Origin of the sequence: Pseudomonas indica NBRC 103045 (assembly GCF_002091635.1) — a bacterium.
Taxonomy (GTDB): domain Bacteria; phylum Pseudomonadota; class Gammaproteobacteria; order Pseudomonadales; family Pseudomonadaceae; genus Pseudomonas_M; species Pseudomonas_M indica.
In genome coordinates, this window is sequence record NZ_BDAC01000002.1 from 457,222 (window position 1) to 469,980 (window position 12,759).

At 66.5% G+C, this 12,759-nt stretch carries 16 protein-coding genes; 4 read left to right on the top strand and 12 right to left on the bottom strand.

What is annotated here, in order from left to right:
• Nucleotides 1-46: 46 nt before the first annotated feature.
• The 9 genes from mdcH to PIN01S_RS04650 all read right to left on the bottom strand — a co-directional run bounded on the left by mdcH (nucleotide 47) and on the right by PIN01S_RS04650 (nucleotide 7,836).
• Nucleotides 47-982, bottom strand: coding sequence for a malonate decarboxylase subunit epsilon (gene mdcH, locus PIN01S_RS04610; RefSeq protein ID WP_084333946.1), 936 nt, complete (start codon nucleotides 980-982; stop codon nucleotides 47-49).
• Complete coding sequence (locus PIN01S_RS04615; RefSeq protein ID WP_090257144.1) at nucleotides 979-1,617, bottom strand: malonate decarboxylase holo-ACP synthase; 639 nt, start codon at nucleotides 1,615-1,617, stop codon at nucleotides 979-981. Before PIN01S_RS04615 ends, mdcH begins: the two co-directional genes overlap by 4 nt.
• Nucleotides 1,618-1,629: 12 nt before the next feature.
• Nucleotides 1,630-2,436 carry a biotin-independent malonate decarboxylase subunit gamma gene (mdcE, locus tag PIN01S_RS04620; protein ID WP_084333947.1) on the bottom strand — a complete coding sequence of 269 codons (807 nt, stop codon included), beginning with the start codon at nucleotides 2,434-2,436 and terminating at the stop codon, nucleotides 1,630-1,632.
• Entirely contained in the window at nucleotides 2,433-3,284 is an 852-nt protein-coding gene (locus PIN01S_RS04625) for a biotin-independent malonate decarboxylase subunit beta (RefSeq protein ID WP_084333948.1), read from the bottom strand. The genes mdcE and PIN01S_RS04625 overlap by 4 nt, the downstream gene beginning before the upstream one ends.
• Nucleotides 3,277-3,576, bottom strand: coding sequence for a malonate decarboxylase subunit delta (locus PIN01S_RS04630; RefSeq protein WP_084333949.1), 300 nt, complete (start codon nucleotides 3,574-3,576; stop codon nucleotides 3,277-3,279). Before PIN01S_RS04630 ends, PIN01S_RS04625 begins: the two co-directional genes overlap by 8 nt.
• 3 nt (nucleotides 3,577-3,579) lie before the next feature.
• On the bottom strand, nucleotides 3,580-4,437 hold the full coding sequence (locus tag PIN01S_RS04635; RefSeq protein ID WP_084333950.1) for a triphosphoribosyl-dephospho-CoA synthase: 858 nt from the start codon (nucleotides 4,435-4,437) through the stop codon (nucleotides 3,580-3,582).
• Nucleotides 4,437-6,101 carry a malonate decarboxylase subunit alpha gene (gene mdcA, locus PIN01S_RS04640; protein ID WP_084333951.1) on the bottom strand — a complete coding sequence of 555 codons (1,665 nt, stop codon included), beginning with the start codon at nucleotides 6,099-6,101 and terminating at the stop codon, nucleotides 4,437-4,439. Before mdcA ends, PIN01S_RS04635 begins: the two co-directional genes overlap by 1 nt.
• 91 nt (nucleotides 6,102-6,192) lie before the next feature.
• A complete protein-coding gene (locus PIN01S_RS04645; RefSeq protein WP_084333952.1) occupies nucleotides 6,193-6,801 on the bottom strand; it encodes a tRNA-uridine aminocarboxypropyltransferase in 609 nt (202 codons plus the stop codon).
• A 141-nt stretch (nucleotides 6,802-6,942) separates the two neighbouring features.
• On the bottom strand, nucleotides 6,943-7,836 hold the full coding sequence (locus PIN01S_RS04650; RefSeq protein ID WP_084333953.1) for a LysR family transcriptional regulator: 894 nt from the start codon (nucleotides 7,834-7,836) through the stop codon (nucleotides 6,943-6,945).
• Nucleotides 7,837-8,085: 249 nt separating this feature from the next.
• Here PIN01S_RS04650 and PIN01S_RS04655 point away from each other — a divergent pair, with 249 nt between their 5' ends.
• Nucleotides 8,086-8,511: an organic hydroperoxide resistance protein gene (locus PIN01S_RS04655; RefSeq protein ID WP_084333954.1), complete on the top strand. Its 426-nt coding sequence runs from the start codon at nucleotides 8,086-8,088 to the stop codon at nucleotides 8,509-8,511.
• Nucleotides 8,512-8,537: 26 nt separating this feature from the next.
• The gene (locus PIN01S_RS04660; protein ID WP_084333955.1) at nucleotides 8,538-9,557 is read left to right on the top strand and encodes an alpha/beta hydrolase; all 1,020 of its coding nucleotides are present in this window, start codon (nucleotides 8,538-8,540) and stop codon (nucleotides 9,555-9,557) included.
• Nucleotides 9,558-9,612: 55 nt separating this feature from the next.
• On the opposite strand, the gene efp is transcribed toward PIN01S_RS04660, so the two are convergent.
• The 3 genes from efp to PIN01S_RS04675 all read right to left on the bottom strand — a co-directional run bounded on the left by efp (nucleotide 9,613) and on the right by PIN01S_RS04675 (nucleotide 11,761).
• Nucleotides 9,613-10,179 (bottom strand): elongation factor P, encoded by a 567-nt coding sequence (gene efp, locus PIN01S_RS04665; protein ID WP_084333956.1) that lies wholly within the window; start codon nucleotides 10,177-10,179, stop codon nucleotides 9,613-9,615.
• Nucleotides 10,180-10,224: 45 nt separating this feature from the next.
• On the bottom strand, nucleotides 10,225-11,358 hold the full coding sequence (gene earP, locus PIN01S_RS04670; RefSeq protein ID WP_084333957.1) for an elongation factor P maturation arginine rhamnosyltransferase EarP: 1,134 nt from the start codon (nucleotides 11,356-11,358) through the stop codon (nucleotides 10,225-10,227).
• A gap of 67 nt (nucleotides 11,359-11,425) precedes the next feature.
• Nucleotides 11,426-11,761 carry a hypothetical protein gene (locus PIN01S_RS04675; RefSeq protein ID WP_084333958.1) on the bottom strand — a complete coding sequence of 112 codons (336 nt, stop codon included), beginning with the start codon at nucleotides 11,759-11,761 and terminating at the stop codon, nucleotides 11,426-11,428.
• Between the two features lie 170 nt (nucleotides 11,762-11,931).
• Here PIN01S_RS04675 and PIN01S_RS26700 point away from each other — a divergent pair, with 170 nt between their 5' ends.
• Nucleotides 11,932-12,090: a hypothetical protein gene (locus PIN01S_RS26700; RefSeq protein WP_169715785.1), complete on the top strand. Its 159-nt coding sequence runs from the start codon at nucleotides 11,932-11,934 to the stop codon at nucleotides 12,088-12,090.
• A 167-nt stretch (nucleotides 12,091-12,257) separates the two neighbouring features.
• The gene (locus PIN01S_RS04680; protein ID WP_084333959.1) at nucleotides 12,258-12,572 is read left to right on the top strand and encodes a DUF1484 family protein; all 315 of its coding nucleotides are present in this window, start codon (nucleotides 12,258-12,260) and stop codon (nucleotides 12,570-12,572) included.
• The last annotated feature ends 187 nt before the right edge of the window (nucleotides 12,573-12,759 follow it).

Genomic DNA, 12,759 nt, shown 5'->3' on the forward strand with positions numbered 1-12,759 from the left:
GGTTGGATCGAAGTGGGTTGTTCTTGTCCTTCGAAAAGCACGCGGGCTATGGCTCCTGGCTTACCTCCCGACGCAGCAAGGCGTCCAGCGAATCCGGACGGGTGCCCTGGAAGGCGATGATCCGGCAGGGTTCGAATACGCGCTGGGCCAGGCCGGACAACACGGTGCCGGGCGGCAGCTCGAGGTGCAGCCGCACGCCGCGTTCGCGGGCCGAGTGCAGGGTGGCGTGCCAGTCGACGACGCGGCAGAGGTTGTAGGCCAGGTCGTCGCGCAGCTTGTCCGGATCGACCAGCAAGCGGGCGCTGCTGCCGCTCAGGTAGCGGTATTGCGGGCGGCGCAGGCGGACCGCTGCGAAGGCCTCGGCCAGCCGTTCCGCCGGCCCCGCCAGCAGCTCGCAATGGGACGGCACGCTCACCGCCAGACGCTTGGCCGCGCCGGCGCCAGCATCGCGGGCCCGCCCCGCCACCGCGTCCATGGCCGCTTCGCTGCCGGCGATCACCACCTGGTTATCCGCGTTGATATTGGCCAGGTAGACCGGCGAGCCGCTGCCGCGAACCTCGCCCACCAGCCGCTCCACGGTCGGAAGGTCGAGGCCGTTGATCGCGGTCATGCCGTAGCCAGCCGGGTAAGCCTCCTGCATCAACCGGCCGCGCAGCGACACCAGGCGCACGGCATCGGCGAAGTCCAGTGCCCCGGCAGTCACTGCCGCCGCGTAGGCCCCGATGGACAAGCCGCCTACATAGTCCGGCGCCAAGCCGCGCGCCATCAGCAAACGTGCTGCAGCCACCCCGGCGAGCAGCAGGCAGAGCTGCACGGCACGGGTATCCTGCAACGCCTCGGCGCTGTCGAGCCGCAACGGGTCCTCGCCCAGCGCATCGCCCGCTTCGTCCAGGCAATCGCGCAGCGGCGGCAGGTCCAGCAGCGTGTGTAACATGCCGGCCCGTTGCGCACCCTGCCCCGGAAAGCTCCAGAGCGTGCTCATTGCGCCAGCCTCCAGGGATCGGCAACCAGCGCCGGCCCCTCGCGTCCCTTGAGCAGGACCCTGGCCGCGCCGCTCGCCCATTCGCGCAGGGCGACGCCGCCGTTCGGCGTTTCCAGTTGGACATCCACCGCGCAAGGCATGTCCTCCAGCAGCATCAGCAGTTGCCGCGCCTGCTCGCGGCCGAGCGGGGCCGGGGTGCGCAGGAGAAGGTCCAGGTCGCTGGTCGGATGCAGCGCCGGCAGACCGCTGGCCAACTCGAAGCCGGCGCTCCCGGTCGGCCCCCAGCACAGCCCGCAACCGTCCAGCCGCGCCTGCAACAGCCCGAGGGCGCGCAGCACCGGCCACTGCGACTGGGCATGGCGCCGCCAGCGACGCGCCCGGGCCAGGGCTTCCGGGCTGACCTTGCGGGTCAGCCGGTCGAGGCGCAGCCAGGTGGCGTAGCGCTGCTCGCGGCCGCGACCGCGTACCCCCACCGGCAACCAGCCGGGCTCGGCCGGCGCACGACGGATCACCACCGGCGGCCGCTCGCCCAGGGCCTCGCTCACCCAGGCCGGAGCATCCGTCGGCAACTGGTTGGGCGTCAGGCCCCAGATCAGGTCATGGGGACGCAGCATGGCGCGGTCGATGATGGCCATGGCCGCCCGCCTCTACCACTGCTCGCGCAGGCGCGCCCGCACGTCTCGCGACGCCGCGCGGTTGGCCGCACCGAGGCGACCGCCGAGGTCGCGCGGGCCACGTTCGATATCGTCCACCGCCAGCTTCAGGCAGGCCCGCACCCGCGCCAGATCGTCCGCGTCCGGCTGCTCGACGCTGCGCACCGACAGCGTCTCCCAGAGCAGGCCGAGGGACGCATAGCTGTCGAGGTCGTAGGCCATCGGCGGCACCTTGGCCGCCAGCGCTTCCAACTCCTCGACACTGCGCAGCGTGACCCGCGCCGCCGACGCCTTGCCCATGGCGTGCACCATCACCCCTGGATCGCGCAGGGCGATCAGCCGCTGCGCCTGGTAGCCATGGGCGAGGAACGCACCGGACATCGCCTTGCCCACCAGCAACGCCACCAACGGATGGCCGGCCAGCCGTGCACGGGCATAGCTGTCCACCGCACCGGCCAGGGCCTGGTGGATGCCCAACGCCTCCTCGCGACGGCCATAGGCCTGGCTGGGCACGTCGACGATGGCGACCAGCACGCGCTTGTCGGAGTGGCCGGCATCGGCCTGGATCGCGGTGTCCACCGCCTGGGCCAATCCCCAGCCCTCCAACAGCCCGACCTCGCCATCGGCGGCCCGGGGGAACCGATTGTCGGGGTCGGCGACCACCGCCAGGAAGCGCGCACGACGGCCTTCCAGTTCGGCATCGGCGACCCGCAGGGAGGCTGGCAAACCGTTAACGGGAGCGGCGCCCGCCGTCAGGGCCTCGAACCAGGCCAGGCCGCGTCGGGAAAAAGTGGCAGTCATGTCGGGTCTCCTTGGTAAACGCGGCGAACGCTCTCGGCATTGGCCTGGCGGGACGCATCGAAACGCGCCAGCCGCTCCAGGTACCAGGCGTACCGGCGACTGCGCTCCAGGTCCGGGCGGCCCAGGCGGGAGAATCGGCGCACCTCGGCGGCAATCGTCTCCACGTCATCGGCGACGTAGGCATCCACCAGTCCGCTGGCGAAACGCTGCTCGCCGCCAGTCAGGCTCCAGATGAAAGGCCGGTCACGGGAGTCGTATTCCTCGATGCCGGCCTCCTGCTCGATCACCTGCGGCCCATTGAGCCCGAGGCGGGCCTCGCGGGTCGCCAGCAGGTAGCTGCACAGCCCGGCCGCAATGGACATGCCGCCGAAACAGCCGACCGGCCCGGCGACCACACCGATCACCGGCTGAAACTGGCGCAATTCGACGATGGCGGCCTGGATCTCGGCGATGGCGGCAAGGCCGAGATTGGCCTCCTGCAAGCGCACGCCACCGGTTTCCAGCAGCAGCACCGCGCGAGTCGGGATGCCCTGGCGGTTGTCCTCGATGGCCAGCTCCAGGGCGCCGGCGATCTTCGCCCCGCCCACTTCGCCCAGGCTGCCGCCCTGGAAGCTGCCCTCGATGGCGGCGATCACCGTCGGCTCGCCGTCGAGGCTGCCCTTGGCCACAACAACGCCGTCGTCGGCCTGCGGCACGATGCCCTGGCGCGCCAGCCAGGGCGATTCGACGCGTTCGAAGGGATCGAGCAGTTCGCGGAAGCTGCCGGCATCCAGCAAGGCACGGGCGCGCTGGCGGGCGCCGAGTTCGACGAAGCTGCGGCTACGCAGCAATGCGGCGGTATCAGCCATGCGCCACCTCCTCCAAGGCTTGTTCCAGACGCAGGCGCACCACGCCGGGCGTGGCGCCGAAATCGTGGATGTCGATGCTCAGCGCCGGCGGCGTCTGCTCGCGGAACATGCGCTCGAACAGGTTCTGCCAGCGCTGGGCGCTGCCGTTCACCGAAGTGATCACGCGGATCGCCAGGGTCCCGGCGCGGCCAGGCTCGAGCAGCACTTCCAGGTCGCCGGAGCCGACGCAGCCGGCCATGGCGCGACCACGCGCCGGCGGCCCGGCGGGGAATTCGAAGGACAGGGTTTCCATGACTCAGTGACTCCCGGAAAGACCGCCGACGCGGTCGATGAACAGACAGGCGGCGAGCAGATCGGCGGCGCCGCCCGGCGACGCGTTCAGGCGCAGCAGATCGGCCTCCAGCAGGCGCAGCCGCCGACGCCCGGCGAGGCTGGCGCAACCGCCGGCATCGAGCACCGCGCGGGCGCCGCGCTGCATGCTGTTCAGGCCTGGCAGGCCGGAGCGCCAGAGCACGCAGGTGTCGACCAGTTCAGCCATGATCGCCAGCAAGGCATCGAGACGGGCATGTGCCTCGCCGGCCCCGGCGGCACGACTGGCCTGCAGGCGCGGCAGGCCGTGTAGCAGCAGTGTGGGGAACCCCAGTTGCGCCTCTTCGCGCGCGCCCCGCGCCCCATAGCGCCGAGCCATACGCGCACCGTGGCTGTCCGGGGTCGGCGCCTGGCGATCCTCGATCAGGGCGATCCGCGCGGCGCGCAATGCCAGGGCCGCAGGGATGCAGTCATCCGGTTCCAGGGCCGCGGCGGCCACCAGCAGCCCGAGCGCCCAGATCGCCCCGCGATGGGTATTCACCCCGCCGGTGGTGGCGAGCATCTGTGCCTCGCCGTCGCGACCGATGCGGCCCAACGCCTCGCGCAACGGTTGGTCGATCGCTCCCGCTTCGCCCGCTGCTTCGGCCATCTCGCGGAACATCGGCCACAGGGCCAGCGCCGAGGCGTGCATCAGGCCGAGGCTGAGATCGCGATGGGCGCCGCTGCCGCGCCGGTCCACCAGGGCCGGCTTGGGCGTCAGGTCGGCCTCGTCGATCAGTGCCTCGACGGCCAGGTCGGCGAGCTGTTCGGCCAGGGAAAGCTGTCGTGCTTCACGTAGCTGCATCACCAACTCCTGAATCGGGCCGGAGGGTTGTAGAGGCCGCCGGACCACTCGACCAGGTCGGCGATGCTTTTCGCCGCCAGCAACTCGCGGCTGGCCTCGGTACGGCGGATGCCGAGGTCTTCGGGCAAGGCGATCAGCCCTTCGCGGCGCATCCGCTCGGTATCGCGCGGGTCGTGGCGCAGGCCGATGGCGGTCACCCCGGCCACCGCCGCAATCATCGCCCGGCGTTCCTCGGCCGAGCGGGCCTTGTACAGGTAGGCGATGCCCTCCTCGGTGAGCAGGTGGGTCACGTCGTCGCCGTAGATCATCACCGGCGCCAGCGGCATGCCGGACTTCTTCGCCACCTCGACGGCATCGAGGGTATCGACGAAGGTGGGTTTGCCGCCCTCTTGGAAGGTCTCGACCATCTGCACCACCAGCTTCTTGCCGCGCTCCAGCAGGGCCTCCGGCTCGGGGCGCATGTCCAGCCAGGCCGGCGTGGCATGGCGCCGGCCATGCGGATCGTGGCCCATGTTCGGCGCCCCGCCGAAGCCCGCCAGGCGGCCACGGGTAACGGTGGAGGAATGGCCGTCGCCGTCCACCTGCAGGGTCGCGCCGATGAACAGGTCCACCGCGTACTGCCCGGCCAGTTGGCACATCAGGCGGTTGGAGCGCATGGAGCCGTCGCGGCCGGTGAAGAACACGTCCGGGCGCTGGGCGACGTAATCTTCCATGCCCAGTTCGGTGCCGAAGCAATGCACGCTCTCCACCCAGCCGGTCTCGATGGCGGGAATCAGCGTCGGATGCGGGTTGAGCGTCCAGTTGCGGCAGATCTTGCCTTTCAACCCCAGGCGTTCGCCGTAGGTGGGCAGGATCAGTTCGATGGCGGCGGTATTGAAGCCGATGCCGTGGTTGAGCGACTGGACCTTGTGCTTCTCGTAGATGCCACGGATCGCCATCATCGCCATCAGCACGTGCACAGGCTTGATGTGGCGCGGGTCGCGGGTGAACAGCGGCTCGATGTAGAACGGCCGGTCCGCCACCACCACGAAATCGACCCAGGAGGCCGGGATATCCACGCGCGGCAGGTCGGCGGTGTCGTCCACCAGTTGATTGACCTGGACGATGACAATGCCGTCGCTGAACGCGGTGGGTTCCACCAGGGCCGGCGTGTCTTCCGTGCTCGGGCCGGTGTAGATGTTGCCGTGGCGGTCCGCCATGAAGCCGGCGACCAGGGCCACATTGGGGATCAGGTCCACCAGCAGGCGCGAGTACAGCTCGATGTAGGTGTGGATCGCGCCCACCTCCAGCAGGCCATCCTCCAGCAACTGGCCGATGCGCAAGCTCTGCGGGCCGGCGAAGGAGAAGTCCAGCTTGCGGGCGATGTCGCGTTCGAACAGATCCAGGTGCTCGGCGCGGCTGACGCTGGGCATGATCATGTGCAGGTCGTGCAGCCTGCCGGGGTCGGCCTTGGCCAGGGAGCGCGACAGGAAGTCCGCCTGCTTCTGGTTGTTGCCTTCGAGGACCACGCGATCGCCGGGGGCGATCAGCGCCTCGAGGGCGGCGACGATCCGCTCGCTGGGTAGCACCACGCCATCGGCGAGGCCGCGCACCAGATCGAGGCGGCGCTGCTTTTCGGCGCGCCGGCGCGACCACTGCGGCGGTGGGGAAATTGTTGTTGTCATGTCGACTCCACGGGTTCCGCTGGGTGGAGCCACGGTAAGCAGCCAGCGGAAGCGCATCAATCAACCTCGGCGTGCAATCGTTACGCCTGGGTTAACGATCCTCCCGCAAATCGCCGTGGTTGCGCTTGAAGGTCTCCTCGCCCATGGCTGCGATCTGCCCCTCGATCAGCGCTTCGAAAGGCCTGAGCAGCGCATCGAAGCGGGCCGGCGCTTCGAGAATGTCCAAGGCCGCCACGATTGCCTCCAGGGTCGATAGCGCCCCCGGCTCCGGTGCCTTGCGCAGGCGATAACGCGAGGTCAGCCCCTCGGGCAAGGCGACACGCGGCAAACCGGCCAGCACCGGATTGAGATAGAGCAGCTTGCGCGCCTTGCGCCAGGTGCCATCCGGCACCACCAGCAGCGTCGGCCGGGCATCGGGCAGGACCGGCACTAGCGGTTGCGCCTCATCGCCGGGGAACAGCAAACAGGCGCTGTAGGCGGGATCGGCGAGCAACGCCGGCAACTCGTCGAAGACCTCACCCACCCGCAGCTCGGCATTCTCCAGGCCCAGTTGCGCCAGCCGCGCGGTATTCAGGGCATGCCGCTCCTCGCTGGGGTGCTGCAGGATCAGCACCCGGCTGCGGCTCGGCAGATGGGGAGTCAAGGGACAAAGGCAGTGATTCGGCGGGCGGGTACAGCGGGGGCAACGAGGGCGTGGCATCGGCATCTCCTTCGCCGCGCAGTGTGCCACAGGGCAAGTGAGGCGTCCCTGCCTCGAAGCGCAGAGCCCCTCAGCCCCGCGCTTCCTCCGCCCTAATGACCTTCACTCTAGACGCTATCGGCGAAAGCGCCCGCTCAGCGCTCAACGGGGCGTCAGCTGTGCCCTCAGCAGGTCCCGAAAGGTCTGGATCAGCGGTTCGCGGCTGCGCCCGCGACGCAGGATCAGGGAAAACGGCGCCTGATAGCCGAAGGTGGCCGGCAACAGGACGCGCAGCCGGCCCTGGTCGACCCAGGACTGTGCATAGTGCTCCGGCAGATAGCCGATGTAGGCGCCGGAGAGGATCAGGATCAGCTGCGCCTCCATCGACTCCACGGTGGCCGCGCTGTGCTTGAACCCATGCCGCGCCAGTTCGGCCTGGCTCCAGTAGCCGCGACCGACCATGCGTTGCTGGGTGATCACTTCCGCGGGGATGCGTCGCTCGGCGAACAACGGATGGCGCTCGCTGCAATACAGCCAGTGCTGCTCGCGGTAAAGCGGCTGGTAGATCAGGCCATTCATCCGCGTGGAGAACGCACCGATGGCCAGGTCCAGGCGGTTGTCGAGCACCGCCAGTTGCAACTCATAGGGGCTGGTCACCGAAAGGTGCAGGTGGACGGCGGGATGCTCCTGGCTGTAGGCGCCGATCACTTCGGCCAGCGGCAACGCCGGGTCGCTGACGGTGGAATCCAGCACACCCAGGTTCAGTGTGCCGCGCAACTCGCCCTTGAGCGCCGCCGAGTAGCGCTCGAATCCCTCCAGTTCGCCGAACAGGCGCAAGGTCTCCTGATAGAACAGCTCGCCCTTGCTGGTCAGGCTGAAGCCGCCCCGCCCCCGATGACACAGCACGATACCGAGCTGGGACTCAAGCTGGCTCATGTAGGTGCTGATCGCCGAGGTGGACAGGTTCAGCTCCTGCTGGGCGGCGGCGAAGCCCTGGTGGCGAACGACGCAGACGAAGATGCGCAGCAGTTTCAGATCGGGAAGGTCGGAAGGCATGGGGAATGGGCGCATGTGACGAACGACACAGTCTAACCCCCAGGCAGAACCAAGACATCCACCGCTTCGATTCGCCTTCTCCGATCCGGCCTTATTCCATTCCGACTGGGTGTTTATCGCGAAATCATCTTCGAATAAATATTGCGCACAAAACAAATGATCGCTAAATTTCGCTTCACCAAATTACTTAGCGCGCAAAATTAAATATCGCTAAGCATTGGCAATTCCCTACCGACTGGAGATATGAACATGAGCATCGAAAACGTCCTGTACCGTGCATCCGCTGAAGCCACCGGTGGCCGCGATGGTCGCGCCATTTCCTCCGATGGCGTGCTCGACGTCAGCCTGACCACCCCTCGCGAATTGGGCGGTGCCGGCGGCCAGGGCACCAACCCGGAGCAACTGTTCGCCGCCGGCTATGCAGCCTGCTTCCTGGGCGCCATCAAGTTCGTCGCTGCCCGCGACAAGCACCGCGTATCCCCGGATACCTGGATCGAGGGTGTGGTCGGCATCGGCGCCATCCCCAACGGGTTCGGCATCGAAGTCGAGTTGAAGATCACCCTGCCCGACATGGACCGCGACGAAGCCCGCGCGCTGATCGAGAAGGCCCACATCGTCTGCCCGTACTCGAACGCCACCCGCGGCAACATCGACGTCACCTTGACCCTGGTCTGATCCACGGCCCTTTTCGGAGAACGAACATGAACATCCGCACCCTTCTCGGCGCCGGGACCCTCGCCCTGGCCGTCAACAGTGCCTTCGCCGCCGCCGGCAGCCCCGGCGTCGAGCACAACACCCAGGCCTTCCTCGAAGCCCTGGCGAACGGCGGCGGCAAGCCGCTCGAACAACTGTCGCCCAAGGACGCTCGTGCCGTACTGAGCGGCGCCCAGGCCAGCGTCAAGCTGGAACTGCCGAAGGCGGACGTCAGCGAGAAGACCATCGCGGTCGACGGCCAATCGATCAAGCTGATCGTGGTGCGCCCGGCCGGCGAGAAGGGTGAATTGCCCGCCACCCTGTTCTTCCACGGCGGCGGCTGGGTGCTCGGCGACTTCCCCACCCACGAACGGCTGATCCGTGACCTGGTGGCCGGTTCCGGCGTGGCGGCGGTCTACGTCGACTACACGCCTTCGCCGGAGGCGCACTACCCCACCGCGATCAACCAGGCCTATGCCGCCACCCGCTGGGTGGCCGAGCACGGCAAGGAAATCGGCGTAGACGGCGCGCGCCTGGCGGTGACTGGCAACAGCGTCGGCGGCAACATGGCCGCGGTGGTCGCCCTGATGGCCAAGGAAAAAGGCACCCCGGCGCTGAAATTCCAGCTCCTGCTGTGGCCGGTCACCGATGCCAGCTTCGAGAACGCCTCCTACCAGCAGTTCGCCGAAGGGCACTTCCTGACCCGCAACATGATGAAGTGGTTCTGGGACAGCTACACCACCGACGCCAGACAGCGGGCGGAAATCCATGCCTCGCCGCTGCGGGCCAGCATCGACCAGCTCAAGGGCCTGCCGCCGGCACTGGTGCAGACCGCCGAGTTCGACGTGCTGCGTGACGAGGGCGAAGCCTACGCCCGCAAGCTGGACGCGGCCGGCGTGCCCGTCACCGCCGTGCGCTACAACGGCATGATCCACGACTTCGGGTTGCTGAACGTGCTCAGCCAGGTTCCCGCCACCCGCTCGGCCCTGCAGCAAGCCGCGGAGGAACTGAAAAAGCACCTGCAGTGAATCGCAGGCACAAAAAAGCCCGGCTCGCCGGGCTTTTTGTCGTCTCGCGGGGCGATCAAGCCTTGACGCGGGACTTGTACTCGCCGGTGCGGGTATCGATCTCGATGGAGTCGCCGATTTCGCAGAACGCGGAAACCTGCAGCTCGGCACCGTTCTTCAGACGGGCAGTTTTCATCACCTTGCCGGAAGTGTCGCCACGGACGGACGGCTCGGTGTAGACGATTTCACGCACGATGGTGGTCGGCAGTTCGACGGAGATCACCTTGTCGTTGTAGAACACGGCTTCGCAGACATCGGTCATGCCGTCTTCGATGAAGGTCAGAACGCCTTCCAGATCGTCTTTCTCGATTTCGTACTGGTTGAAATCGGCATCCATGAACACGTACAGCGGGTCGGCGAAGTAGGAGTAGGTCACTTCCTTACGCTCGAGGATGACCGGCTCCAGCTTGTCGTCGGCCTTGAACACGGTCTCGGTAGCGGAACCGTTCAGCAGGTTCTTCAGCTTCATCTTGACGACCGCCGCGTTACGGCCGGATTTGTTGAACTCGGCTTTCTGGATGACCCAGGGAGCGCCGTTGATGATGGCTACCTGGCCAGCGCGAAATTCTTGTGCGGTTTTCATACGGGATATCCGATTTGGATGAGTGACAAAAAAACAGGCCGCGTATCATAGCCAATTTGTGTAAAAAAGCACCAGCCTTGCCGCGATATCGGTCTGCGCCGCCTGTTCCCGGCACCAGTGCTCGGCATGCTCGGCCAACACCTGCCATTCTCGTTGCAGCCCCTGCCAGGCGGGGCCCATGTCCTCTTCGGCATTCCAGGCATGCCACAACGCACCCAGGGCCTCGCCCGCGGCGGGCGGCAACGCTTTCCGGTAGAGCGCCAGGAAGGCATCGAGTTTCAACCAGTGGGCGTTTTCTTCCTGCCGATAGATGTGCCAGAGCATCGGCCGCCCGGCCCACTGCGCCCGCACGAAGGAATCCTCGCCGCGCACCGCGTTGAAATCGCAGCACCAGAGCAAGCGGTCATAGGCGTCCTGCTCGACGAACGGGATCACCTGGACATGCAGCGCGCCGCGTTTGTACTGATCGTGCGCCGCCAGGCCACAGGTACTCAGCCAACGCTCCAAATCCCTCAGGACCCGGCCTTCCGGCACCAGCAACTGGGTCGGCTGCGTGCCCGCCGCCAGGGCCTCCAGCCAACTGCCCAGCGCAGCATTCTCATAGGCGAACAATGAGATAAGGCGAGCACCGGGGCGCCGCTGCACACCGATGGATTGCAGGAAAGCGGCCTGCGCCGCCGGATCGGCCTGGAACGCTCGCCGCCGCTCGATCAGCCCCTGCTCACGCAGCAGTCCGCCAGTTTCCGAAGTGAATCCGGGAAAGAAGAAGAACTTCTGCAAGCCATTCGACTGGAAAGACGGCAGACCATGGCAACCGCCGACCCAGTCCTCGGCACTGAGGTATTCCAGATTGAGCCACAACGGCGGACGCGACTTGGCCGTCATCGCCGCCGCGAATTCGCCGGGCAGATGGCAGGCGAATGCCTCGATCACCACATCCCCCGGCTCGACCGGTTGCCACGGTAACGCCCAGCGCCGCACCTCGACGCCGCGCTGCACCTGCTGCGCCACGTCGGGATCGACCTCGGGGCACAACCGCGCCAGCGAATGCAGGTCATCCACCCACAGGCGCACTGCCTGGCCATGCTCGGCCACCAGTTGCCGGGCCAGACGCCAGGTCACGCCGATATCGCCGTAGTTATCGACGACGCTGCAGAAAATGTCCCAGAGAGGCTTCATCCATCACCCGGCAGGCAAGACCGATTCGAGGCGCGCATCTTACCGCCCGGGAATGACCCTCGACAGGCTATTGCGGGAGCTGCCTGCCGGCCGCCGGATACTCCGCCTTCAGCAACGCCCGGCTCTCACGTACCTGCGCCAGATAGAAGAAGAACACATAGACCGACGCCAGCGCCCCGGCCATCAACTCCAGCTTGGACGTGGCGGTCAACCAACGGTAATGCGCGCCCCAGAGCACCAGCAGCAAACCCATGAACAGAAACGGATGGCGCACGACCGCCCCCGCCGCATACCAACCCCGCTTCGCCAAGCCCGCGGAAAGCGCCGCCAATGCCCGAGGAATCCCCGTCATCGCCCAGGCACGGCGAGGCATGGCTTTGATCGATGCGAACACCTTTTTCATCTTGTTCTCCGATTCGCGTCAGATAGAGGCGCCATGATGCGGCAAAGCACCTCCAAGGCGTATTACACCTTAGCCGGGTTCCCACCAGACCGCTCGGCGCCATCCCCCGAACGAACGCCCCGCCCCTCTCTCCAAAGCTGGGTGATTGCCCACTCCCACGAGGTCCACCCATGAGCAGCGCCCCGAAAGAACCCGGCATCGACATCCACCACCCCAACGACCTGGAATTGCCCGGCGAAGACCGCTCCGAACGCAATCCCCCGCCCGATCGGCGAGAGAATACGCCGGAGCGGCAGCTGCCGGCCAAGGAGTCGGAGATGGTCAGATAGCGTAGAGCGGCCTGCATTGCGGCAGGCCAGATGCTTGAACAGAGCGGAAGTTGCGGATAGGCTCTTTCCCGCTGCCCTTATCGGCAGCTCGGGATTGGCGTCCTGATTCTCAGACTGAGCCACCGCAGTCATGCGGTCCTTGAGAATCTATTGCCGAAGCCAACCCCATGCCCACCACCGCCCTCGTTCGCCTGAACAGACTGCACACATCACTGCAACAGCTCCGCGACGCTGACAGCGCACTGCTCCGCCCTGACCTTCTCGATACCCGTCTCAACGAACTGGCTGCCGTGATCGAAATACTTCAGCGACTGGATAACACTCAATCCCTTCTCAACGACCTCGGCGGCGCCATGGCGTTACTGCTGGAGCTACTCCAGTGCGCGGACCAGAAACTGGACGGTTGCTTACTGCACTGCCTATTGAAGCCGTTCAAGGAAAAGATCGATCAAGTGATGGATGAGATGGAGCGAGTGGTGTGAGGGCGCAAGCCCTCACCAAGTCCTTAAAACAGGCAACCGGGGAACCGATTTCTAGAGATGATATGTGGCTTTCCAGCAACTACCCCTTTTCTACCTGATGCATTTGTATAAGCACGGAGGCTTTTACCTTCTGGGGCCGTCACAAGCACCTGATACGATTCCTCAACGCTTCCAGCAGTGGCCCTTC